Origin of the sequence: Shewanella psychropiezotolerans (assembly GCF_007197555.1) — a bacterium.
Lineage (GTDB): Bacteria > Pseudomonadota > Gammaproteobacteria > Enterobacterales > Shewanellaceae > Shewanella > Shewanella psychropiezotolerans.
The window spans coordinates 2077785-2101596 of record NZ_CP041614.1 but is presented as its reverse complement, the minus strand read 5'-3'; the positions used below and the strand labels follow the sequence as shown (position 1 = coordinate 2101596).

Genomic DNA, 23812 nt, shown 5'->3' with positions numbered 1-23812 from the left:
GGCGCCGAAGCGCCCTTTCTATTTTACACCTAAGTGTGAGTTAAACGTCAACTATTCCCACTCGATAGTCGCAGGTGGCTTACCCGAGATATCGTAAACGACTCGTGAGATACCATCGATTTCATTGATAATACGATTAGACACCAGCCCTAAGAAGTCATAAGGAAGATGTGCCCAATTTGCAGTCATAAAGTCAATGGTTTCCACCGCACGCAATGAAACCACCCAGTCATATTTACGGCCATCACCCATCACGCCAACAGAGCGTACAGGAAGGAACACAGTAAATGCCTGGCTCACTTTGTTATAAAGGTCAGCTTTATGCAGCTCTTCGATGAAGATAGCATCGGCAAGACGTAGCAGATCACAGAACTCTTTCTTCACTTCGCCAAGTACGCGAACACCCAGACCCGGTCCAGGGAATGGATGACGGTAAAGCATGTCGTATGGCAGACCCAGTTCCAGACCTATCTTACGCACTTCATCTTTAAACAGCTCACGCAGTGGCTCAACAAGACCTAGCTCCATATCATCTGGCAATCCGCCGACGTTATGGTGTGACTTGATCACATGGGCTTTACCCGTAGCACTACCGGCAGACTCAATGACATCAGGATAGATGGTGCCCTGAGCCAGCCACTTAGCGTTAGCACATTTCTTCGACTCTTCATCGAAAATCTCGACAAACACACGACCTATGATCTTGCGCTTAGCTTCGGGATCGGCCTCACCTTTCATGGCATCGAGGAAACGGTTTTCAGCATTAACATGAACGATGTTCAGTCCGAAATGATCGCCAAACATGTCCATCACTTGCTCGGCTTCATTGAGACGCAGCAGACCGTTATCGACAAATACACAAGTCAGTTTGTCGCCGATAGCACGGTGCAGCAACATGGCAACAACCGATGAGTCGACGCCACCAGACAAGCCTAAGATAACTTCATCATCGCCTATCTGTTGCTTAAGCTTAGCTATCGCATCTTCGATGATAGAAGAAGACTTCCAGTTTGCTTCACACTGGCAGATATCTAAAGCGAAGTGCTCAAGCATGCGCTTGCCCTGACGGGTATGGGTCACTTCAGGGTGAAACTGCACACCGTAGAACTTTTTCTCTTCGTTTGCCATGGCCGCAAAAGGACAAGTCTCGGTCTTGGCAACGCTGACGAAACCTTCAGGGATTTCAGAGACTTTATCGCCGTGGCTCATCCAGACATCGAGAAGTGGCTTGCCAATGTCACTGACAGCGTCTTCTATGCTCTTGAACAGAGCAGAATCTGCTTGAACTTCTACCTGAGCATAGCCAAATTCACCTTCGCCTACACCTTGAATAACTTTGCCACCAAGCTGCTCAGACATAGTCTGCATGCCATAGCAGATCCCAAGTACAGGAACGCCAGCATTGAAGACGTACTCAGGTGCACGAGGGGAGCCTTGTGCTGTCACACTCTCGGGTCCACCGGCTAGGATAATACCGTTTGGAGCAAAGCCTTTAATTTGCTCTTCACTCACATCCCAGGCCCATAACTCACAGTAAACGCCTATCTCACGAATGCGGCGGGCGATGAGTTGTGTGTACTGAGATCCAAAATCTAAAATCAGGATCTTATGCTCATGAATATTGCTCATGGGGAACCTTATTTGTTTATCTAATTTTCGGTATCAATCTTAATTTAACGCTAATTACGTCAACTAAGATCGGCATAAATGGGGATATTTAAAATAGGCGGCTCAATGCCGCCCATTTTTAAACAATTGTAGCCAGCTGAGTTATGAACCAGGGCTGTAGTTAGGCGCTTCTTTGCTGATAGTCACATCATGTACATGGGACTCACCCATGCCAGCCGAGGTGATTTTCACAAACTCTGCTTTTTCATTCAGCTCTTTGATCGTGGCGCAGCCAGTCAAGCCCATGCATGAACGTAGACCGCCCATATGCTGGTGAATGATCTCTTTAAGCTTACCCTTATAAGCAACGCGGCCTTCGATACCTTCCGGCACTAGCTTATCGGCAGCATTGTCGCTCTGGAAGTAACGATCCGATGAACCTTGTGTTTGGTTCATGGCGCCCAAAGACCCCATACCACGGTATGACTTATAGGCACGGCCATTGTGCAGTTCAGTCTCACCCGGCGCTTCATCGGTACCGGCAAACATAGAGCCCGCCATGATACAAGATGCACCAGCGGCTAAGGCTTTAGCTAAATCGCCTGAGAAACGGATACCGCCATCGGCAATAACCGGTATATTTAAATGTTTAACGGCCTCGGCAGCATCGGAAACGGCGGTGATTTGAGGAACGCCCACACCGGTAACGATACGAGTCGTACAGATTGAACCAGGTCCAATACCCACCTTGACAGCGTTAACACCGGCTTCAACCAGCGCCAGTGCACCTTCGGCTGTTGCCACGTTGCCACCAACAATCTGTAAATCAGGATATTTAGCACGAGTATCACGAATACGCTGAAGAACACCTTCAGAATGACCATGTGATGAATCGATCAGCAGAACGTCAACACCAGCAATAACCAATGCATCGACACGCTGTTCATTACCAGGACCGGCACCGACGGCTGCGCCGACGCGAAGGCGACCTAGCTCATCTTTACAAGCATTAGGTTTTTGCTCAGCTTTTTGGAAATCTTTTACTGTGATAAGACCCTTGAGCTTAAAGTTACCATCGACAACCAGCACTTTCTCAACTCGATGAGAATGCATCAACTTCTGCACTTCATCCAGCTTAGTGCCTTCAGCAACAGTGACCAGACGATCTTTAGGTGTCATCACCTGATCGACAGTACGGCTCCAGTCAGTGATAAAGCGAACGTCACGGCCAGTAATAATACCGACAAGTTCATTAGCATCGTTGACAACCGGGTAACCGGCGAAGCCATTCTTCAGGGTCAGAACCTTAAGATCGGCCAAGGTAGTAGTAGGAGTCACGGTCACAGGTTGTTGAACGATACCGGCTTCGTAAATCTTAACTTTACGGACTTCTTCGGCCTGTTGCTCAATCGTCATATTTTTATGAATAAAACCTAGACCACCTTCCTGTGCCATGGCAATAGCCAAACGAGCTTCAGTCACGGTATCCATGGCTGCAGACACTATAGGGGTATTAAGTTCTATTTTATTAGTTAGACGAGTCTTGAGAACGGCGGTATTAGGGAGTACGGTCGAGTGTGCAGGAACAAGTAACACATCATCAAAAGTGAGTGCTTCTTTCTTTAAACGTAGCATGGCAACATCTCCCAAATAGAGTAAGTTTCGAGTGAAATATTGCGGCGAGATTATACCTTGCATATTGGCCTTGGTAAATGGAAAATAGTAAAAAAGTACGGTTAACCGCAAAATCCCTATGAAAATGCCAAAAAATAATGTTTATACCGTTTCACGCCTCAACGGTGAAGTTCGTCAACTTCTGGAAGGCGAGCTGGGTAAAATATGGCTCAATGCCGAAATTTCAAACTTCGCAGCGCCGGGGTCGGGACATTGGTACCTGACCCTCAAAGATAATCAGGCCCAAATTCGCTGTGCCATGTTCAAGGGCCGCAACCGCTCGGTGACCTTCAAGCCAATTAATGGCCAGCAAGTACTGGTAAAGGGCTCAATCAGTGTCTATGAGCCCAGAGGCGACTATCAACTCATCATAGAATCCATGCTCCCCGCCGGCGACGGCCTGTTAGCGCAGCAATATGAAGCGCTTAAGATGAAGCTGGCGGCTGAGGGCTTATTTGCTGCCGATACCAAACGCCCTATCCCATCTAATATTCAGAAGATAGGCGTCATCACCTCGGCAACAGGGGCTGCGCTCAAAGATGTACTCCATGTGTTAGCCAGACGTGACCCCTCTATCGAAGTGGTGGTCTACCCGACTCAGGTACAGGGAGAGCCTGCCGCTCAGCTTATTTGTAACGCCATCGCCATCGCCAATGCCAGACAGGAAGTCGATGTGCTCTTGCTAACCCGAGGCGGTGGTTCCCTCGAAGATCTCTGGTGTTTCAACAGTGAAGATCTCGCCCATGCCATCTATAACAGCGCCCTACCTGTTATCTCGGCTGTCGGCCACGAGATAGATACCACTATCAGCGATTATGTCGCCGATGTTAGAGCACCCACACCTTCGGCAGGCGCAGAACTGCTATCTAAAGATGCTGAAAATAAGGGTGAGAAACTCGAGCTGTTTATTTCAAGGCTCAGACAGAGCTGGCAGCATTACCAGCTAAAAACCAACAGCCGCATGAGCACCTTAACCCATCGCCTGCAACGACAAGATCCCAAGCGTCGTCTACAACAATACGGCCAGAGTTTCGATGAGATGCAATTTAGGCTAGATGCCGCTATCGACAAGAAACTGTCCAGCCTGGCGCTCAAACAGCAGCAACTGAGCCATCGTTTAAATCAGCAATCGCCTGTAAACAAACTTGAATTGGAGAGCCAGAGACTCAGCTATTTAACGTCAAGACTCAAAGACTCCATCAAAGAGAAGTTAGCCAGCAGCGAGAGCAGCCTAAGCGTCAGTGCTCACCAATTACAGACAGTCAGCCCGTTAGCGACACTGAGCCGAGGTTACAGTATTACTCAAGATTCAAATGGCAAAGTGCTACTGAATGCCTCAGACGTTAGCGTCGGGGATATGCTAACGACTCGATTACTCGAGGGAGAGGTTCAATCAAAAGTGGTTTAACCACTTTAATGTTGATTTTGGGTGAGAACTCGAATCACTTGTGTAATAAGCAGTATTTCAGTATCTTTTGTTAGGTTGCTTTGGTACTTAGTTAACCTACAGAGATAGTGATATGGCCCCCTCTCTCATTCACTGAAGCGATCCCATTATCGTCTTTGTGACAACATCACTAGCGAGAGCCTTCACACCTAATTAAGGTTTTAAGAAAGTTACCTCTTCGGTTGAGCTGGTTAGATTACCTAACCAGCTTCTAATAAGTGAGCCTTTACTGACGGGCGATTTACGATCAGATTAGTTAATTATTCTGGCCTACTGCTGCAAATAAATACACTAAAAATGCTCCCCCACTTACTATTGTGCGTAGCCAATGTTTTGGTCCCCAACGTGAAAGCAAGTTTTGAGTATTTTCGGATTCGGGGTCATTTTCGGGCGCTAAGAGTATATCGTTGATAGGCTTGATAAGTATCAACGTTATCGGCACGACTGAAATTAGCATCAGGCTGCCAACTAGCCATAATACTCCCATACCACTAAACCAAGCTAAGACACCTGCAATAAAGCCAGACAATGCTAATGCTATCTGCAAAGGGGCCGCACGTTTGTACATAGGTGGAAAAAATCGCCCACCAACTGAAACTCCAGCCTCTAAGGCTGCAGGATGTTGAGCTAGAGAAATATAAAGTGCGGCTCCATAAAAAGTGCCGCAGCAAAATAAAGCAATAATTTGAATTATCATTATCAAAGTCCTTTGATGTCTAAATAGTGTTTACAAACAATTCCCAGTTATTTTCGAGGTTTTAAAGTGTCCACTTGCTGTAAATTTACCTAACAAGCAAAGAGTTACTCATGAGACTATCGCCATTATCAATCATATTTATTAATACAGCCTTAGCGTACCCATTGCATAAATGATTTAACGGGGTCATTTTACACATTTTTAGAAAACCTCATTTAAGCGGCTTGGCCAAGAAAACGACAGACGAAGTCAAAAATAATCAAGTGTAAATGCGGCTGCGATCTTCGATGGCATGAATGCCATCGCAGAGCCCACATGGACGGATTCACGGCGTTTCGCAAAAGTCTCTGCACATCCCCCGCTGGTAAGCGATAGATAACCATGAAGGTAGGAGTTAACAGTCACTTCCGAATACCTACTTCAGCCAGAAGCTAAATCAAAAAATGCATTAAGCCTTCATTCAAAGCCACCAAAGTCCATATACAAACCCCCTCCTTCACCGTCCATGGCGATCACGGATAAGCATATCCATATGCAAAAAAAACCAGTTAAAATGAATTAACTGGCCTCTTCGATAAAACAAGCTCCTAGAGACTATAACCTAGTCCCTACAACTTATTTCTTATCTTTATCTCTGATGTGACTCATCATGCGCTTGCGGCGGCGTTCTTGACTCACGGTAAGCCTCTTAGTGTGCAAGCCTTCAAACGGGTTAGCACCGTCCTGGAAACGCACCTGGATAGGCGTGCCCATGACTTTAAGCGAACGACGATAGTAGTTCATCATGTAACGCTTGTAGGAATCAGGAAGCTTCTTAACCTGATTACCATGGATCACTACGATTGGTGGATTGTAACCACCAGCATGAGCATATTTAAGCTTAACACGGCGGCCATTCACCAATGGTGGCTGGTGATCGTCTTGCGCCATCTGCATGATGCGTGTCAGCATAGACGTACTTACGCGACGCGTGGCACTGTCATAGGCTTCTTCTACCGACTCATACAAGTGACCAACACCTGTACCATGGAGTGCAGAGATGAAATGAATGCGAGCAAAATCGATGAAGCCGAGGCGACGATCCAGTTCACTCTTAACTCTGTCTTTAATTTCTTGATCGATACCGTCCCACTTATTAACGGCAATAACCAAAGCGCGACCAGCGTTAAGCACGAAGCCCAACAAACCAAGATCTTGCTCCGCAATACCTTCGCGGGCATCGATGACCAAAAGCACCACATTACAGTCTTCGACCGCTTTTAGTGTCTTAATGACAGAGAACTTCTCGACGGTTTCATGGACTTTACTACGGCGGCGAACACCGGCGGTATCGATAAGTACATACTCACGCCCTTCTCGCTCCATAGGGATATAAATACTATCTCGAGTGGTTCCCGGCGAGTCGTACACGACCACACGCTCTTCACCTAAGATGCGATTAATCAAGGTAGACTTACCCACGTTCGGCTTACCAATAATCGCCAGCTTTATAGGCAAATCCTGAAGACGCTTCTGCTCGGCTTCGGCTTCCTCTTCGCTGTATTCTCTCTCCTCAACCTCTATATTATCGTCAGTGTCGCGATGCAGGCCGAGCGCCTCGGCATAGGGTGCCAGAGCATACTCGATCATGTTCGTGACGCCGCGTCCCTGTGATGCCGCCATTTGATAGACTTCACCCAGACCCAAAGCCCAAAACTCGGCACAAGCAGAGTCGGCATCGATACCATCGACCTTGTTGGCCACCACAAAAGTGGTCTTATCACGTCGACGAAGATGCTCCGCAATCGCCTGGTCGGCGGCGGTTAAACCCGCTCTGGCATCGGTCAGAAACAGAACCACATCGGCTTCTTCAATCGCGGCTAAGGACTGTTCGGCCATATGAACTTCTATGCCCTCTTCGGTACCGTCGATACCACCGGTATCGACTACGATAAACTCATAGCCTGATAGGGAGGCGCGACCATATTTACGATCCCGAGTTAGCCCAGGAAAGTCGGCAACCAAAGCATCTCTGGTGCGGGTAAGGCGATTAAATAGGGTCGACTTACCGACATTGGGTCGCCCAACAAGGGCCACAACTGGAATCATTTTTTTGCCTCTAATCTACTGTTTTTAAATCTATAAAATATCAATAACTCGGGTCTTGACCTAATTATGACTAGCCCAAGCCGATACTACATCTTGCTTATTGTGTTTAATATAAAGTACTTAACACAAAAAGCCCCCAGAACAATCTCCGGGGGCTAAATATCAATTCAGATAAAGCTTACGGAAGCGTTATTCTAGCAATTTTTCCCGCACGAGTCTGAACATAAATGCTATCGCCGACAACCAAGGGCTGGCTATACAAGCCAGAACTGTCCACTTCGATACGACCAACAAGTTTTCCCGTCGACTTATCTATAAAGTGCAAGTAACCTTCAAAGTCACCGACAACAAGATAATCTTTAAAGACGGCTGCCGATGTTAAATTACGGTTAGTTAACTCGATATTACTCCAAGTCTCTAAACCATTTCGTCTATCTACAGAGTAGATGCGACTATAATCGTCCACCAGGAAGAGGTTCACACCTGAGTCAGCCAACTCATGGAAACTAGAGTACTTACGTGACCAAACAACACGTCCGGTTCTCAGCTCCATAGAGACCAAGTTACCGTTAAAACTCACTGCATATAGGTTGTCGCCGATGATCAAGGGCTTCATATCTACATCGGCCATTCGGGTAAACTCGTTCCCCCTTTTGGCGTGTAAATAGCTTGTTCCCAAGCAGCCTGACCATTATTTTTTATCACCACGGCAATCTTGCCATCGGCAGTACCAACGAAGAAACCACCGGCTTCATAGGTAGCTGAACCTGTGCCGCGAAGGGTCAATGTTGGCAGCTTAGACTCATAGGTCCACAGCTTTTCACCATCTTCAATTTTAAAGGCTTCCAAGGTACCTGAGCTGGTGCTGACGACAACAACATCTTCTGCAACCGTGGGGGCTGAGAGTAGCTCTCCGCTGGCAATACTGGACCACCTAGTATCACCGGTTTCAGCGTCCAGTGCACCGAGTAGACCACTTTCGCCACCGATAAAGACCATGTCTCTCGCGGCAGTGACTCCGGCCGCTAGCTTAGCGCCTTTGTTCTTGGCCAAGATATTATCTTTAAATGCCGAGCTGAAATTCTTACTCCAAACCTTATCACCTGTCGCTTCATCGAAAGCGACGACTTGGCCATATCTATCGGCAACGAACAGCTTGTCATATCTGGCTGCAGGACGAAGACGAGAATAATAGTCACCGACGCCACTACCAACACTCGCACTCCAACTTATTTCAGGAAATACGCTTGCTTCTATTTCGGGTAATGGACTTATCGGCTCTTCTTCAACATCGCTGGATGAACAGGCAGATAACAAGCCAATACTCAGACTACATGCGACTAGTGTTTTGCACCAAGACTTCATGGGCGTTTCCTTATGCCTTGTTCAAATTATCTAACTTCATCTGTAGCGCAGGGCTTGCACTCGTTCCACCGTTTTTAACGGCGGCCTGATAAGCAGCTTTAGCCTGCTCTTCATCCCCTTTACGCACCAAAAAATCACCTTTCAGCTCATCTCTCTGTGCCGTGAAGGCAGGATCAGAAACCTGGTCTAACGTCGTGATAGCCGTTGCGATTTGCCCTTGCTCCGCTTGAACGCGAGCTAAGCGCATGGTAGCAACCATGACTAAACCTTTATCGGGTGCTGAAGAGACAACACTTTTCAGTGTGGCTTCTGCTTTCTCCAAATCGCCGGCTTCAACGGCCGCTTTAGCAACGATAAGCTCGAGCAGAGACTGATAACCTTTCTGGCTGTGATCTTTGGCAAACGTTTCTGCCGCGGCTAACATACTGGTATCAGAAATATTGCCGGCGCTCACGGCCTGAAAAGCTTCAGATGCCAACTCAGCTTGTGCAATTTTGTGTTCGGAATAATAGTTCCAGCCAAATAAACCACCCAGACCAACCACGGCACCTACAACGATAGAGGTGCCATAATCTTTCCAGAACTGTTTGATAGCATCTACTTGTTGTTCTTCTGTGCTATAAATTTCCACGTAATCTTCCTCTTTAAATCAGTTCTGCGATATAAGCTGCCAATCCGTCACGGGCAACTAATGCTTGTTCTTTCTTCTCTCGCAGGTATTTAACCGCGACTTGGTTACTGGCCAATTCATCTTCACCGATAACTAAGGCGATGAGTGCACCACTCTTATCTGCGCGTTTCATCTGTTTCTTAAAGTTTCCGCCGCCACAATGGCTCATCACTTTCAAGCCAGGTAAGTCGCTGCGAAGTGCCTGAGCAATTTTAATCGCTTCGACTTTACTCGCATCGCCCATGGCGGTGACATACACATCGACAGTAGCCGGAATATCATCAGTCAACTCAAGCGTCTCTAGCATCAAGACGATACGCTCCAGCCCCATAGCAAAACCGACAGCTGGCGTGTTCTTACCACCTAACTGTTCGACCAGTCCATCATAACGACCGCCTGCAAGGACGGTGCCCTGAGAGCCCAAACTTGTGGTAACCCACTCAAAAACAGTGCGATTATAATAATCTAAACCACGAACCAGACGTGGATTAATGACGTATTTGATGCCAACTGCGTCTAAGAGTTCACATAAATGTGAAAAATGTGTACGAGTTTCCTCACCAAGGTAATCCATCAACTCAGGTGCATCGACCAGAAGTGCCTGTACATCAGGGTTCTTAGTGTCCAACACACGCAGAGGATTGGTATACATACGGCGCTGACTTTCTTCATCCAGCTGCTCTTTAAACTGCTCAAGATAAGCAATAAGCGCTTCACGGTAGGCGGCGCGCTCGGCAGGGTCGCCTAAAGTATTAAGCTCCAGGGTCACATGGTCTGTGATACCCAGCTTTTCCCACAGACGAGCAGAAAGCATCAGGACTTCGGCATCTACATCCGCAGACCCCATGCCATAAACCTCAACACCAAACTGATTAAATTGACGGTAACGCCCTTTCTGTGGTCGCTCATGTCTAAACATAGGACCCATATACCAGAGGCGTTGCTCTTGGTTATAAAGTAAACCGTGTTCATTACCCGCACGAACAGTAGATGCTGTACCTTCTGGGCGTAAGGTCAAGCTATCACCGTTTCTGTCATCGAAGGTATACATCTCTTTTTCGACAATATCGGTGACTTCACCAATCGAACGTTTAAAAAGGTCAGTACTCTCTACAATTGGAGTACGGATCTCACTATAACCATAGGCACTCACGGTTTCACGAAGTACGGCTTCTAGTTTTTGCCATAGAGGGCTTTGGGTAGGCAGAATGTCATTCATTCCACGAATCGCTTGGATCTGTTTTGCCACGATATAGACTCGTCCGATTTAGCTAAAAAATTAAAACGCCCCGCAGTATATCCTGCAGGGCAGTATTATCAAACTCAAAACTGTTAATTTGCAAACTGTTCGAAACAAAAGGACAGACTCAAGAATAAACCGTGCTGAATCTGCCTAATGGGAGAACTTATTTGCTGAGGTCTTTGGCTGGAATTCTCTCGTTGATCATAGCGGCTTTGGCTCTAATCTTAGCTTCCAGTGAGTCGACTATGTTGTCATTATCGAAACGCTCTTTCTGTCTGACACCATCATCGAAATAACCACTCTTGCGATTGCCGCCTGTCAGGCCTATGTCTGATACCAGAGCTTCACCGGGACCGTTTACCACACAACCTATGATAGAGACATCCATAGGAGTGACAATATCTTCTAAACGCCGCTCAAGCTCATTGACTGTCGAGATAACATCGAACTCTTGACGAGAGCATGATGGACACGCGATGAAGTTGATACCGCGGGAACGAATTCGCAAAGATTTTAAGATATCGAAACCGACCTTGATCTCTTCGATAGGATCGGCGGCCAATGAGATACGTAAGGTATCACCTATACCTTCGGCTAACAGCATGCCCAAACCGACGGCAGACTTGACAGAACCCGCTCTGGCGCCACCGGCTTCGGTGATCCCCAGGTGCAATGGTTGTACTATTTGTTTTGCGAGTAAGCGATAGGCTTCGACGGCTAAGAATACATCGGAAGCTTTTACACTGACTTTAAACTGATCGAAATTGAGTCTATCTAAAATGTCCACATGACGCATGGCGGATTCGAGCAAGGCTGCCGGCGTCGGCTCCTTGTACTTATCCATCAAGTCTTTTTCTAACGAGCCGCCATTGATACCTATGCGGATAGGAATATTCTTATCCCGTGCACATTCGACAACGCTGCGAATTCGCTCTTCGTTACCGATATTACCTGGATTAATACGCAGACAATCGACACCATATTCGGCGACCTGAAGCGCAATACGGTAATCGAAATGAATATCGGCAATCAAAGGAATATTGGTCTGCTGTTTAATCAACTTAAACGCTTCGGCGGCATCCATGGTAGGAACAGAAACACGCACAATATCGGCACCGACTTTTTCAAGCGCATTGATCTGGGCCACAGTAGCTGCCACGTCGGTCGTACGGGTATTTGTCATCGATTGAACGGCAATAGGCGCACCATCACCAATGGGCACATTTCCAACATATATACGGGTAGAGGCACGTCTTTTGATCGGGTTTTCGTTGTACATCTTATTTACTCTATATCCTGTTTGCCCCATGCAAGGGCAAGTTTAACTCTACTCATCAGAGCGAGATTCATCAGACTAAATTAATGAATCTCAAATCATTATGTCTAGGAGCGAATACTGCTCAACCAGCTGAAGGAACGGTTAATCGTGCCACTCGCCCACTGGGATAGTCGACAAGGCTTACCGCTTCACCGTTAAGTTCAATGCTTACAGCCTGTGGCGCGCCTAAGGTTAATTTAAACGGCGCTTCACCAGACACATTAAGCTGACTGCCCGCTTTTTTAAGATCGTTAATCAGTACTTTACCTGCCGCATCGGTGACATTGATCCAGCAATCGGCAGACAAGCTCAAGGCGAGTGCAGATTGTCCTATTGACTGACTTACTGGCTTAATGGTTAGCTTAGCGAGTGCCTGAGTGTTAATTTTAGTTTCGGTCTCGTTCATTGAGGAGCCCAATTCATCATTCGGTCCGGAAGCTGGTACAGAAATGCGTTCACTGCTTTCTAAACCCGATACATTTAGTGGAGCCGCGTCATCACTTAAATTTTCGATGCCAGTATTAGCGTTACTGTTGCCCGAATCATCACCATTGGAAATGCCACCGGGCTCGTTCTGTGAGGCGGCAATCTCTTCTGCGGTAGGTTGAGAAAAGTCGATGGATGAGAGCGTATCCGATTTCTGCACCCACCAAAGCACTAACAGAGCCAATAGAATGAAGGCAATCAAGTAAGTGACAAACGTCAACCTGCCATCACGTGCTTGGCGCGTCGTCTTACGGGAAAAGCTTTGCATCTGGGGCTCAGGGTCTTGAGGGACTTGGTTGGCTAAGCAGCGCTGAATAGCCTTTTTATCGGCTTGGACTATGCGAGCGAAATTCTTTACATAACCTTTCACATAGGTGGGAGAGGCAATTTCGTCAAAATTATCTGCTTCAATATCCTCAACGATACAGGGCCTCAAATGCAGTTGCTCGGCTATATCGGCAACACTGGCTCCCATCTTTTCACGGGATTGTCTTAACAGTGACCCAATCGTTTCGCTATCAGGTTTGTCTTGGTGAGTATCTGCTTCATCCTTTAGCATATCGATTTTTTTATTTGTCATTATTACATACTGGCCCGATACTGTTTGGCTTCGACCGACGCTGGAAATTTGGCAAGAAGTAGAATACCAAACTTCCTTACTGCATCAGGATCATCTAGGCCTCGCTCAATGGTTATTCCCAACGTCAAACTCTCGGCTGATTCTGCAACGACTCTGTGGTAACGAACGAGTTGAGCACGTGCTTTAAGATAATCGCCGATATCGACGTCGATCTCGGTTAATTCAATTAGAGACACTTGTCTTCTGGGGTCATACTTTAGCGCCATAGCGAAATATGTTTGTGCTTTCTCTAGGTTTCCCGCCTTACGGCTACAGATGCCTAAATTTTCATAGCTAGACGCGGCGCGAGTATACTGAGGTAGCTTGATCGCTTTAAGAAACACCTTCTCTGATTCCACATACTTTTTCTGCTGACAGAGAAACACCCCGAAATTGTTCATGCCATCGCCAGTCGCATCAATACTATTGATGGACTTGCGATAATAAGTTTCAGCAATATCCAACTCACCAACTGACTGATAGTAATACGCCATAGAGACATTGACGGCTTCTATGTTAGGCGCAAATTCAATCGCTTTATTCAAGTTAAACTTAGCTTGGGCGCTATTGCCTCTCTCTAGATACGAGAGGCCAAGTTGTGCCCGCTGTTTGGCGGCCGAAACATTATCAAAGGTTTTCTCGGCAACAGGAATGTCAGTACCAGTATACACTCGCTCAGACACACACCCGGTCAACAAGCTTGAAGACAAGATGAGTAATGGGGTAAGTCTTAGCAATCCTTGTATCATTAGCAATGATATCTACCTAAATATTCAGAGAGTTAGTTTATTGTGACTGATATTTGATTCTCTTGCATGCGTTTTTTCGCTAAACGCTTGGTTCTGTCTCTAATATCCCCCGCCAACTGGCCACAGGCTGCATCGATATCGTCTCCACGGGTCTTTCTCACTATGACTGTGAGGCCATATTCCATCAAGACTTTAGAGAAGCGATCGATACGTGAATTAGAAGAGCGACCGTAAGGAGAGCCCGGATAAGGGTTAAAAGGAATTAAATTAATCTTACACGGGGTGTCTTTCATCAGTTTAGCCAACTCATGAGCCTGATCTGTGCTGTCATTAATGTGATCTAACATCACATACTCAACAGTAACACGACCTCGGTTAGCATTAGACTTGGCAATATAGCGACGAATACCGGCTAAGAACTCCTCCAGAGGATACTTCTTGTTCACCGGGACTAAGACATCACGTAATTCATCATTGGCCGCATGAATACTCACTGCTAAGGCCACATCAATGGCATCACCGAGCTTATCCAGGGCCGGAACAACACCCGAAGTCGACAGGGTCACGCGCCGCTTAGACAAGCTAAAACCGAAATCATCTAACATGATATCCATAGCCGGGATCACGTTTTTAAGATTCAATAGAGGCTCACCCATGCCCATCATGACAACGTTAGTGATCGGGCGCTCGCCGGTTTCTTTGACGAAACCGATAAAATCGGCGACACGCCACACTTGACCTATGATTTCAGAGACAGTCAAATTACGGTTGAAGCCTTGTTGGGCCGTCGAGCAGAAAGTGCACTCCAGCGCACAACCTACCTGGGAAGACACACACAGTGTGGCTCTATCGCCTTCGGGGATATACACGGTCTCAACTTCCTGACCATCACCCACATTAATGGCAAATTTAATCGTGCCATCTTCTGACTTCTGATAACTGGATATTACAGGCGCCTTAATTTCACAACGCGCGGCGAGTTTAGCCCGCAATACCTTATTAATATTCGTCATAACTTCGAAGTCACTGACGCCAAAATGATAAATCCACTTCATCAACTGATCCGCACGGAACGGCTTCTCACCCATATCGGTGAATAACGCTCTCAATCCTTTACGATCCAGATCCAATAAATTGATCTTCTTTTCACTCATTTTGACTAACCTCAACACTTAACTGTTCTAATACCTGTCACAGGGCGGCGAATTATACAGATTTGTGCGTATATTAGCTAGTAATCTACTCTTCTTTCACTTCAGGCTCACGGCACCATGACTCTAGTTATCGACTCTCCCGACCTCACTTTAGTTAGCAATGGGTAAGCGCTGGCAAGATCATTGCTAAATTTTAACTCCTATAGGGCATTTGTTAACCTTGATGTGGTTGGGAGTTATGATAGAATTCACTTGGGCTAATATCGGTCCGTCAATGTAAATCCCTAAATGATCACCCTCATTACTATTGTAGCTGTCGCTATCGGAGTCTCCTTCCTTTGTAGTGTCTTCGAAGCCGTTCTGCTTTCAGTAACGCCTAGCTATGTTGCAAATTTATCTCAGTCCAATCCTGAAGCCGCCAAACGACTCGGACGTCAGAAAAAAAATGTAGAGTCACCACTGGTTTCAATCCTGACCCTCAACACCATAGCACATACGGTTGGTGCCGCAGTCGCTGGGGCCCAGGCGGCTAAAGTGTTCGGTGATGATATGCTCGGTGTATTTTCTGCTGTGCTGACTTTCTTAATCCTATTTTTATCTGAGATCATACCTAAGACTCTAGGCGCAAATCATTGGCGTAAGCTGGCACCAAGTGTTTCGGTCGCCCTGTTGTGGATGGAGCGTTTCACTAAGCCTCTTATTTGGATGTCCAGCCAGGTCACCCACTTTCTGGGTAAAGGCGATGACGGTCAATATATCCGTCAAGAGATGAGTGCCATGGCTAAGATAGGTCATGAATCAGGTGAACTTGACGAACAAGAATCTAAGATTTTGACTCAGATGCTATCGGTGAAAGAGATGCCAGTGACCGCGATTATGACCCCGAGAACCGTTATGTTTAGCTTGCCGGCCTCGCTGTCAAAAGAGGAGTTCGCATTACGTCACAAGAGCACGCCATTTAGCCGAATTCCTATCTATGATAAAGATCCCGATGATGTCATAGGTTTTATCAATCGAAACGATATCTTGCTAGCAGAGCGTAACTCTCCTCAAGCGCCTATCGGTAATTTGAAGCGAAATTTGGTGATCGTGCCTGAAACAGCTAAGATTTTACCCCTATTTCAACTCTTGATTAAGCGCAATACCAAGATAGCTATGGTCGTCAACGAATACGGCACAGGTGAAGGTATTGTGACTCTGGAAGATATTATTGAATCTCTGTTGGGACTTGAGATCGTTGACAGTAATGACCCGGTCACAGACATGCAGCAACTCGCACGTAAACAGTGGGAGAAACGAATGACGGATAAAGGCATACGTCTCTCCGATGACGGTGAATTCGAGTCTTATCTGCAAACCCCAAAGAGTGACTCGGCAAAGCATTAATCTGCTAAAAATCAAACCGAGTGCTTAACGCTTAGTTACAAAAGCAGAAAGGGAAACGCAAGTTTCCCTTTTTTGTGTCACGCGTTCGGTGATACTATCGTCCCCCGAATAGACACTAAACAGACGCTATGCCCCACAAATACACGCTTAAACTTGCCCACATCAATGACACTCACTCTCACTTCGATGCCAGCCGCATAAAATTCTCCTTAACTCATGCCGGTAAGCAGTTCGATGTATACAGTCACACTGGTGGTTATGCGCGTATTCAACATCAAATAAATCACGCAAGAGATCAGGCGAAACAACAAAAGCAAGAGTTTCTCTTCCTCCATGGCGGTGACAGTTTTCAGGGCACCCTATATTTTCGTCAGTTCAAGGGCGTAGCCAATGCCCATCTGTTAAATCAACTCAAGCCCGATGCCATGGTGCTTGGCAATCATGAAATAGATGCGGGTAACGCCCCGGTATTAGCCTTTCTCAATAATATCCAATTCCCACTGCTAGCTGGTAATATGGACTTGAGCCGAGAGGATGCGAGTAAAGAGAGTCCCATGAGCGGCCATCCCCGCTTGCTCGACTATGATAGCCAGACAGGCAGGGCTAAAGTATTAATAAAACAGATCCAAGATAAACCTTTGGCTATTGTCGGTATCACGTTAGATCAGATGGCGCAGATTGCACGCCCGGATCCTGATACCTATTTTATCAATGCCATCGAGACTACAAGAAAAACCATTGAGCACCTTAAGTCCCAAGGCGTTGACCATATCATAGTGTTGAGTCATCTTGGACTCGATCAAGATAGGCTACTTGCCGACACTATGGATGGAATCAGCCTTATAGTGGGCGGTCATAGCCATACCCTGCAGGGTGATTTCAGGCCTCTTGGCCTGAGTGCAACGACTTACGGTGAACGAGTCAACAGCACGCCTATACTGCATGCGGGTAAGCATGCAGAGACCTTAGGCTTGGCCGACATAGAGTTCGATGCTAATGGCCGAGTCACTCGCCTCGAAGGCCACAACTATTTCATGCTGGATCAGCAATTTATTCTCGAGTCGGCTGAAGGAGTAGCGCCTGAAGATTATACTGCTATCCGTGATCAGCTTGAGCAACATCCGGGGATTCTCTGGCAACAGGAAGATCCACACATCATCCGAATAATTACCTCTGAATATCGCCCGGCTATCGCCGCGATGGACAAACAGGTATTAGGTTTTCTACCCAGAGATCTCATTCACACCCGTTTACCCAGTAAATCCCTACCCCACGGCAGTGAAATAGCCCCTTGGGTCTGTAAAAGCATCTACCATGAGGCCAAACGCATACACCCAAGTGTCGATTTTGCCCTGCATAATGCCGGTGGTGTGCGCCAATCCTTGAGCAAGGGTAAATTAACCTTAGCCGATGTTGTCGGTCGCTTGCTGCCCTTCGATCTCCCCTTAGTAAAATATCAAATCTTAGGCCTATACCTGTTCGATGCCCTGGAGTCGGCGATCAACTCAGCGACTAATAACAGCGTGACCGGCACAGGTGCTGGCAGTTTTCCTTATACCTATGGACTCAAGTATTGCTACGACGGCAGAAAGCCACAAGGCGAACGCATCCTAACACTGGAGATACTGTGCCCGAACAGCACACTGGAAAAGTGGATAGCGGTAAATAAAGCGCAACATTATGTTGGAGTTTCTTCGGCCTATACGGCCTCGGGAAAAGAGGGATATCATCCACTGCTCAAGGCCCAGTGGCAACGCCCTCTCGAAGAGCTAACCCTTCCCAACGCCTTTATTCGCTTCATGAAACGTGAGCAAACTCTGGAGCAGGAATTACCGCCTCAGGTGAGTTATACCAGCCACAGAGAAGCAGCCAACTAAATAGATGTACTCACAGTGAGATGTATTAATTAGTACTCTAATAAACCCCAATCAGCACGGCTAAGTTTATCGGCTTAATATTTTATTTAGCATAGCGACTTGCTCATCAAATATCCCATGATCACCTGGCCTAACTTTTCCTGATAGCTTCTATGGTTAACGTTAAATCCATAGGAAAGAAACAGAGGCTTTGACAGACGGGATGCATCGACACTGAGCTCTTTATATCCTTGCTCCCGTGACCAAAGCTCCAGCGCTTGATATAAAATCTTCGCTACACCTTTGCCTTGATATTCGGGGTGAACGTATAAGCTATCTATATAGCCGCGGCTATGAAATCCCATTTCTATATTGATAAAGCCACAGCAAATTGGAAGACCATAGTGCATAGAGCCAGTATCGATCACTAACCAGGCTTTCGTGCGAGTCAGACGCTTATGCCAATGGTAGGCTGATCTTGGTTTAGCCGACCAGGCAGATTTATCAGCCATAGAATACTGCGCCTCATCTATAGCATGAATGGCATCATGGAAAAGCTGACTGACACTTTGAGCATAGGCCGCTCGGTAAGGGATCACGGAGTACATAAATGAAGCACTAAAAAGAAAGGATAGGCTATTTTGCATGAGAAATGCCATGAGATAAACACAAAAATGGTGGCAATCGCCTAAGCAATCAAACCACCATTTATCACGTTAAATGACACTCAACTAATATTGAGCGAACATTACTTTTTATCGATACGTCCTACGAAAAGCAGTTCTTCGAAGGTGCGATCCAGTGACTTACTGGTAAAATCATTCATCCACATCTGCTCTTGAACAACAACAGTGTCGCCCTTGTTAACTTCAACTTGAGGACCCGCAGCCCAAAAAGTCTTATCAGACTCTTTAATTTGCACATAAGTGTAGCCACCACCATTCATGGTATCTAATACTGTGCCTTCATGAACTACCCCTGCCGCCCATGCGCTGGACATGCCTAATGCGAGAGTGGCTACTGCTGCCAACTTTATTAATTTAGCTATCATTGCTGGTTCCTTATTTTCAACGTTATGGCGTCATTAGAACATGGAGCAAATAATAAATCTCTAATGCAAATCACGAAATGCACGACCAAAGTTCGAGTTTTAGAGCAAGATCTCACAATAGAAAAATCTCACGAATTTTACGGAACTTAAATCACCGTCGTGATTTATCTAATAAAGGTTGTAACATGCCTTCTAAGCCGTTGAGTTTAATTTCATACATTAGGGCTAGCTGCTCACCTAACTTTCCTTCAGGAAAACCTTTGGAATGAAACCACACCAGATAGGGCTCTGGCAGCTCAAGCAGCTTCCTCCCGGCATACTTACCGAAGGGCATTTTCTGATTAATTGCATCGAGTAGCACCTGTTCATTCATTTTTTTAAGCCCGACTCATCTTAGAAAATAGCTCTGCAGGATAACGAACAGGTTATAAATCACAAGGAAATATCACACCTTTGTCATTAAAGTGCCAGTCAAAGATACTCATGCCCAAATTATCCCCCCTAGAAGTACTAATTAACCATAACAAATTCGAATAACAAAAGTACTCTCAGTTTATTATAGGAATATAAAACCTCACCAATACCTGCATAAATATGCAGAAATTAATAATTATTACAGTTCAAAGAGCACTAAAACCCAACTTAGAAATGTAACCCACTGATAACATAGTGCTATATTCACGCATGGTGAATCACTAAATTCCACGTCAAAATTCAGTCGAACTCACTGTTCTGTCAAATAGATGTCGCGACATCCTTTTCTGAAAAATACCATAAAATGTCAAAAAATCAGGATGTTGACGACGTTTTAATAAGTCACTAAATTAACATTAACGCTAGCAGTACCCAGTGAGCTGAAGCGCTATCTATGACTTCAACTTAAAAACAAACTAAATATAAAAGCCAGCGTAAGACAGGCACTCAGTGACACAGGTGTAAGAAATTTTAGGTGACTAATTTTAGGCGACTAAAGTAAGGGGAAAACAAATGATCATATTAGTCGGAGGCGAGAAAGGCGGCAGTGGCAAAAGCTGCTTAGCTCAAAATATCGCTGTATTTTTAACTGCCGAGTGTGGTGCATCCATCATCATGGTTGACTGTGATCCACAGCGCACTACATCTGATTGGATCCAGGCAAGAAACAATAACCCGGATCTCCCCAGCATCAACTGTGTGCAACTCTATGGCAAGATACGCAATGACTTACTCAGCCTGGAGCAACACTATGATTTCGTAATAGTGGACTGCGGCGGACAGGATAATTTAGCTCTGCGCGCCACCATGTCTGTTGCTTCACATGTTCTCATGCCACTTAGGCCCAAGCGCCGAGATTTGAAAACGGTAAGCCATATGGATGATATAGTCGCGACCTGTATGATGATCAACCCCAAGATGCAAGCTTCTTTCGTTATCACTCAATGTCCTAGCCTGCCTAATCAGTCAAACCGAATCTTTGAAGCCAAAGACGTGTGCCGCACATACGATATCAATGTACTAGATGCTATTACCTATAGCCGAAACATCTATGACGACAGTGAAGAGTCTGGCTTGTCTGTGATTGAGATAGAACCCCAGGGTAAAGCAGCTGATGAGATGCGGAGTATCGCTTGTGAAATGCTGCAAGCCAAGAATCCGACCGAAATTAGAAATCGTATCGCTACACTACATATGAACAAAATGAATTCGATGAGAGGTGAGTATGGGTCTAGCCGATCTCAAGAAAAACTCTACGCAGTCTAACTCGTCAGGCATCAATACAAAGAGACCCATGCAGATGTCTCTCGATGCCTTGATTGATGACTTTATCGATGATGCCAGCTTGTATGCGGCGGGTCACAATAGCAATGATCCGACCATGGTAGATATCATGGATTTAGCCTCTAGATTTGCGGTACCCGACTCGGTTCCTATGCAGTCAAAACCTGTTCGGTCTGAACCTGAAGAGTTCACACCGCCACAGCTAAAGAGGCAAAAGAATCGCAACCAAGCAATACTCAAAATAAGTAAAGGTGATGAACCGTACAGGAAAGCCACCTTTACCTTGAGTGAGTCTGCGATCTCTCATCTTGCTGAGATAGCCAGTGGCTGTGATGTTGCTAAGTCTAAACTCATACGTTTTCTCATTGAGCATCATTATTCACTCAATGAAGATGAACGTAAACAAAAGGAAACTTCAATCATAGTCGATTAGTGACAATCTCTACCCGTTTCTCCCAACCTTAGCTGGCAGCTTTCTTATCCCAAAGAGTACTTTCCGGGCTGTCAGCATTTTTTTTCCTTCTTTTTCCCACCAATTATTTCTCTCTAAACTCGATCTATGATTGAAAAACAGACTCTTCACCCTTATCTCATGTATTAGGAATAGATAAATATAAGGTAATTATGATCGCCATCTTTCTCGTTAGCTTAATCGCATCGGCCGCCATTGGTTGGATAGTATCGCGCAACTGGCGCATTGCTCGACGTCGCATGCGCATCACCCAAGTGCCCTTTCCCAAACCATGGCGGGAGGTGCTCAAGAGACGCATGCCCTACTTTCGCTCTCTCCCGGCAGATCTTCAGCTACAGCTCAAGAAGCATATCCAAGTCTTCCTCTCTGAAAAGGAGTTTGTTGGTTGCGATGGCATCATTATCGATGATGAGATGCGTGTCACCATCGCCGCCCAGGCCTGCTTACTGTTACTGAACAGATCTACCGACTACTATCCAAATCTTAAACAAATTTTAGTCTACCCTTCGGTATTTTTTGTTAATAACCAGGAACACAGAAGTGGCGGCGTAGTGAGTGACCGCCAACGTATTTTATCCGGTGAATCTTGGCAAAATGGCAAGGTTATCTTGTCTTGGCAGACCGCTCAGGCCGATGCAGCCAACCCGGTGGATGGCAGTAATGTCGTCATACATGAGTTTGCTCATCAACTGGATCAAGAAGATGGCAACGCCAACGGTGCACCAATTTTAGACAGAATGAGTGATTACTCTGCCTGGTCGAAAATACTCAGCCAAGAGTTTGATGTCCTGCAACGCAACGCCGAGCAAGATGTCCCTTCACTCTTTAGTTATTATGGCGCCACTAACCCAGCCGAATTTTTTGCGGTGATCACTGAGGTGTTCTTCGAGCGACCCGATGACTTCTATCAAGATCACAGAGAACTCTATCAAGAGCTGAGCCTGTTTTTTAAATTAGATCCGGTAAACTGGCATTAACTCAAGGCTAAAAGGGGGAGAAGTGTGAAAGGTTACTCTTGTTTAAAGCGAATACACATTCAAAAAACACCCAGTCATTCCGGCAAGATTTTGGCCGAAATCCAGCTTTAGATGGTAAGGCTCAAATTTGACTAAAACAGAAGTACATGTGATAAAACTTGCATAATAAAAGCTAAAATAATAACAAAGAGGTCACCATGGCAAGACTAGCAAACACACATGACCAAGCTAAAATTACAATAGATCTATTTCGGTATCGTCAGCTAACATATTATTTAAGACATCGGTTATAGCATTAACCGTGCTCGCCAGTCTTACTCTGGTCGCTGGACAAGTGTATGCAGCCACTACCACTAATGCAGCAACCCAAATAAAATCTGCCCAGCTAACAGAAGCCGACACCACAGCGATAACTTACACCGAGGCTACTGTAGACAAGTTACATCAAGCGGCGACACGAGCCGACTGGGACACCTATTTCAGCCTGTACTTACCAGAAGCGGTATTTATCGGCACCGATGCCACTGAGCATTGGAACATGTCAGAATTTGAAGGCTACGCCCAACCGATGGCTGGGAGTACACACCTAAAACCCGGGTGTTTGTGTCGGCAAAAACCCAAAACAATGACCGAGTGTTGATGTTCAATGAGCTACTCGACAGTGCCTCCTACGGCCTTATACCAATTCCATTAAATTGATGATTAATTCAGAGCTCTCTCAGGGCTGTTAATTCACGGCGCATTGTTGAGGAAGTGGTTATTCCCTTTTGAGGCAATGCAACACAGAAGTAGAAGTCCTGAGAAGCTCACGTAGTGCGGTTTTAAAAACACTTTATGCTGCGCAAGTGGCTTTCGATATACGACTGCATGGATGCAGGAGGTAGAGCAACGCAGGAGCTTGTTACCGAGAATAACTATTAGCTTCAATCCCCTTATAGCCACACGGATGTGGCGAATGTCTATATTGCAGGAGCAATATAGCCCTTGCCTACAGCGTTTTTAACTCCCGCTGAATGATCACTTACTTAATGGAACTTGTATTACGGAACAGGCACTCTCATCAAGACAGATTATGGTTGGGAAATTGCTCAATATCACCTCAGTTTCCCCATTCCTAATGAGATAGCTAAAGAGATAACAGCAAGGATTAAGTCAGAAAAGTAGATAAAAGAAGGTTCGAGCTAAAAGTTCCTA

General features: G+C 45.9%; 20 protein-coding genes and 2 pseudogenes. 8 read left to right on the top strand and 14 right to left on the bottom strand.

From position 1 onward, the window contains the following. Positions 1–51 precede the first annotated feature (51 nt). Together guaA and guaB are read right to left on the bottom strand one after the other, a co-directional pair. Entirely contained in the window at positions 52–1629 is a 1578-nt protein-coding gene (gene guaA / locus FM037_RS09375) for a glutamine-hydrolyzing GMP synthase (RefSeq protein WP_144045777.1), read from the bottom strand. Positions 1630–1770: 141 nt separating this feature from the next. Then, positions 1771–3243 carry an IMP dehydrogenase gene (guaB, locus tag FM037_RS09370; RefSeq protein ID WP_144045776.1) on the bottom strand — a complete coding sequence of 491 codons (1473 nt, stop codon included), beginning with the start codon at positions 3241–3243 and terminating at the stop codon, positions 1771–1773. Positions 3244–3361: 118 nt separating this feature from the next. On the opposite strand from guaB, the gene xseA reads away from it, so the two are divergent. After that, positions 3362–4690 (top strand): exodeoxyribonuclease VII large subunit, encoded by a 1329-nt coding sequence (gene xseA, locus FM037_RS09365; protein ID WP_144045775.1) that lies wholly within the window; start codon positions 3362–3364, stop codon positions 4688–4690. A 295-nt stretch (positions 4691–4985) separates the two neighbouring features. On the opposite strand, the gene FM037_RS09360 is transcribed toward xseA, so the two are convergent. From FM037_RS09360 to FM037_RS09320, 9 genes and pseudogenes are all read right to left on the bottom strand, one after another. Then, the gene (locus tag FM037_RS09360) at positions 4986–5426 is read right to left on the bottom strand and encodes a DUF1772 domain-containing protein (RefSeq protein WP_144045774.1); all 441 of its coding nucleotides are present in this window, start codon (positions 5424–5426) and stop codon (positions 4986–4988) included. 615 nt (positions 5427–6041) lie between these two features. Then, positions 6042–7514 (bottom strand): ribosome biogenesis GTPase Der, encoded by a 1473-nt coding sequence (der, locus tag FM037_RS09355; protein WP_144045773.1) that lies wholly within the window; start codon positions 7512–7514, stop codon positions 6042–6044. 178 nt (positions 7515–7692) lie between these two features. Further along, positions 7693–8879, bottom strand: a pseudogene (gene bamB / locus FM037_RS09350) (outer membrane protein assembly factor BamB). 10 nt (positions 8880–8889) lie between these two features. After that, complete coding sequence (locus FM037_RS09345; protein ID WP_144045772.1) at positions 8890–9510, bottom strand: tetratricopeptide repeat protein; 621 nt, start codon at positions 9508–9510, stop codon at positions 8890–8892. A gap of 13 nt (positions 9511–9523) precedes the next feature. Further along, positions 9524–10798, bottom strand: a complete 1275-nt coding sequence (hisS, locus tag FM037_RS09340; RefSeq protein WP_144045771.1) for a histidine--tRNA ligase — start codon at positions 10796–10798, stop codon at positions 9524–9526. Between the two features lie 157 nt (positions 10799–10955). After that, positions 10956–12071: a flavodoxin-dependent (E)-4-hydroxy-3-methylbut-2-enyl-diphosphate synthase gene (gene ispG, locus FM037_RS09335; RefSeq protein WP_144045770.1), complete on the bottom strand. Its 1116-nt coding sequence runs from the start codon at positions 12069–12071 to the stop codon at positions 10956–10958. Positions 12072–12192: 121 nt separating this feature from the next. Further along, positions 12193–13176, bottom strand: coding sequence for a RodZ domain-containing protein (locus FM037_RS09330; protein WP_144045769.1), 984 nt, complete (start codon positions 13174–13176; stop codon positions 12193–12195). Between the two features lie 2 nt (positions 13177–13178). Further along, positions 13179–13964: a type IV pilus biogenesis/stability protein PilW gene (gene pilW, locus FM037_RS09325; protein WP_144048906.1), complete on the bottom strand. Its 786-nt coding sequence runs from the start codon at positions 13962–13964 to the stop codon at positions 13179–13181. Between the two features lie 32 nt (positions 13965–13996). After that, complete coding sequence (locus FM037_RS09320; RefSeq protein WP_144045768.1) at positions 13997–15118, bottom strand: bifunctional tRNA (adenosine(37)-C2)-methyltransferase TrmG/ribosomal RNA large subunit methyltransferase RlmN; 1122 nt, start codon at positions 15116–15118, stop codon at positions 13997–13999. Between the two features lie 288 nt (positions 15119–15406). Between FM037_RS09320 and FM037_RS09315 the strand changes: the two genes are divergently transcribed. Both FM037_RS09315 and FM037_RS09310 read left to right on the top strand, forming a co-directional pair. Then, a complete protein-coding gene (locus tag FM037_RS09315; protein WP_144045767.1) occupies positions 15407–16504 on the top strand; it encodes a CNNM domain-containing protein in 1098 nt (365 codons plus the stop codon). 128 nt (positions 16505–16632) lie between these two features. Then, positions 16633–18381: a bifunctional metallophosphatase/5'-nucleotidase gene (locus tag FM037_RS09310; RefSeq protein ID WP_144045766.1), complete on the top strand. Its 1749-nt coding sequence runs from the start codon at positions 16633–16635 to the stop codon at positions 18379–18381. Positions 18382–18467: 86 nt separating this feature from the next. On the opposite strand, the gene FM037_RS09305 is transcribed toward FM037_RS09310, so the two are convergent. The 3 genes from FM037_RS09305 to FM037_RS09295 form a co-directional block, all read right to left on the bottom strand. Beyond that, complete coding sequence (locus FM037_RS09305; RefSeq protein ID WP_144048905.1) at positions 18468–18968, bottom strand: GNAT family N-acetyltransferase; 501 nt, start codon at positions 18966–18968, stop codon at positions 18468–18470. A 140-nt stretch (positions 18969–19108) separates the two neighbouring features. Beyond that, the gene (locus FM037_RS09300; RefSeq protein WP_144045765.1) at positions 19109–19411 is read right to left on the bottom strand and encodes an NrfJ; all 303 of its coding nucleotides are present in this window, start codon (positions 19409–19411) and stop codon (positions 19109–19111) included. A gap of 151 nt (positions 19412–19562) precedes the next feature. Next, positions 19563–19784: a DUF3820 family protein gene (locus FM037_RS09295; protein ID WP_144045764.1), complete on the bottom strand. Its 222-nt coding sequence runs from the start codon at positions 19782–19784 to the stop codon at positions 19563–19565. A 614-nt stretch (positions 19785–20398) separates the two neighbouring features. Here FM037_RS09295 and FM037_RS09290 point away from each other — a divergent pair. The 5 genes and pseudogenes from FM037_RS09290 to FM037_RS09270 form a co-directional block, all read left to right on the top strand. Continuing rightward, positions 20399–21151: an AAA family ATPase gene (locus FM037_RS09290; RefSeq protein ID WP_144045763.1), complete on the top strand. Its 753-nt coding sequence runs from the start codon at positions 20399–20401 to the stop codon at positions 21149–21151. Further along, the gene (locus FM037_RS09285) at positions 21111–21602 is read left to right on the top strand and encodes a CopG family transcriptional regulator (RefSeq protein ID WP_144045762.1); all 492 of its coding nucleotides are present in this window, start codon (positions 21111–21113) and stop codon (positions 21600–21602) included. The genes FM037_RS09290 and FM037_RS09285 overlap by 41 nt, the downstream gene beginning before the upstream one ends. A gap of 191 nt (positions 21603–21793) precedes the next feature. Continuing rightward, a complete protein-coding gene (locus FM037_RS09280) occupies positions 21794–22618 on the top strand; it encodes a M90 family metallopeptidase (protein ID WP_144045761.1) in 825 nt (274 codons plus the stop codon). Between the two features lie 301 nt (positions 22619–22919). Continuing rightward, complete coding sequence (locus FM037_RS09275) at positions 22920–23258, top strand: nuclear transport factor 2 family protein (RefSeq protein WP_229381132.1); 339 nt, start codon at positions 22920–22922, stop codon at positions 23256–23258. A 404-nt stretch (positions 23259–23662) separates the two neighbouring features. After that, a pseudogene (locus FM037_RS09270) lies at positions 23663–23782 on the top strand (nuclear transport factor 2 family protein); the annotation flags it as partial. Positions 23783–23812 lie beyond the last annotated feature (30 nt).

Excerpts from the sequence above, each read along its gene's own strand:
- der (WP_144045773.1), bottom strand. The coding sequence starts at position 7,514 with ATGATTCCAGTTGTGGCCCTTGTTGGGCGACCCAATGTCGGTAAGTCG.
- FM037_RS09360 (WP_144045774.1), bottom strand. The coding sequence starts at position 5,426 with ATGATAATTCAAATTATTGCTTTATTTTGCTGCGGCACTTTTTATGGA.
- ispG (WP_144045770.1), bottom strand. The coding sequence starts at position 12,071 with ATGTACAACGAAAACCCGATCAAAAGACGTGCCTCTACCCGTATATAT.
- FM037_RS09300 (WP_144045765.1), bottom strand. The coding sequence starts at position 19,411 with ATGATAGCTAAATTAATAAAGTTGGCAGCAGTAGCCACTCTCGCATTA.
- FM037_RS09285 (WP_144045762.1), top strand. The coding sequence starts at position 21,111 with ATGGGTCTAGCCGATCTCAAGAAAAACTCTACGCAGTCTAACTCGTCA.
- FM037_RS09280 (WP_144045761.1), top strand. The coding sequence starts at position 21,794 with ATGATCGCCATCTTTCTCGTTAGCTTAATCGCATCGGCCGCCATTGGT.
- FM037_RS09320 (WP_144045768.1), bottom strand. The coding sequence starts at position 15,118 with ATGAGTGAAAAGAAGATCAATTTATTGGATCTGGATCGTAAAGGATTG.
- FM037_RS09290 (WP_144045763.1), top strand. The coding sequence starts at position 20,399 with ATGATCATATTAGTCGGAGGCGAGAAAGGCGGCAGTGGCAAAAGCTGC.
- guaB (WP_144045776.1), bottom strand. The coding sequence starts at position 3,243 with ATGCTACGTTTAAAGAAAGAAGCACTCACTTTTGATGATGTGTTACTT.
- xseA (WP_144045775.1), top strand. The coding sequence starts at position 3,362 with ATGAAAATGCCAAAAAATAATGTTTATACCGTTTCACGCCTCAACGGT.
- FM037_RS09305 (WP_144048905.1), bottom strand. The coding sequence starts at position 18,968 with ATGTACTCCGTGATCCCTTACCGAGCGGCCTATGCTCAAAGTGTCAGT.
- FM037_RS09295 (WP_144045764.1), bottom strand. The coding sequence starts at position 19,784 with ATGAATGAACAGGTGCTACTCGATGCAATTAATCAGAAAATGCCCTTC.
- FM037_RS09315 (WP_144045767.1), top strand. The coding sequence starts at position 15,407 with ATGATCACCCTCATTACTATTGTAGCTGTCGCTATCGGAGTCTCCTTC.
- guaA (WP_144045777.1), bottom strand. The coding sequence starts at position 1,629 with ATGAGCAATATTCATGAGCATAAGATCCTGATTTTAGATTTTGGATCT.
- FM037_RS09330 (WP_144045769.1), bottom strand. The coding sequence starts at position 13,176 with ATGACAAATAAAAAAATCGATATGCTAAAGGATGAAGCAGATACTCAC.
- FM037_RS09310 (WP_144045766.1), top strand. The coding sequence starts at position 16,633 with ATGCCCCACAAATACACGCTTAAACTTGCCCACATCAATGACACTCAC.
- pilW (WP_144048906.1), bottom strand. The coding sequence starts at position 13,964 with ATGATACAAGGATTGCTAAGACTTACCCCATTACTCATCTTGTCTTCA.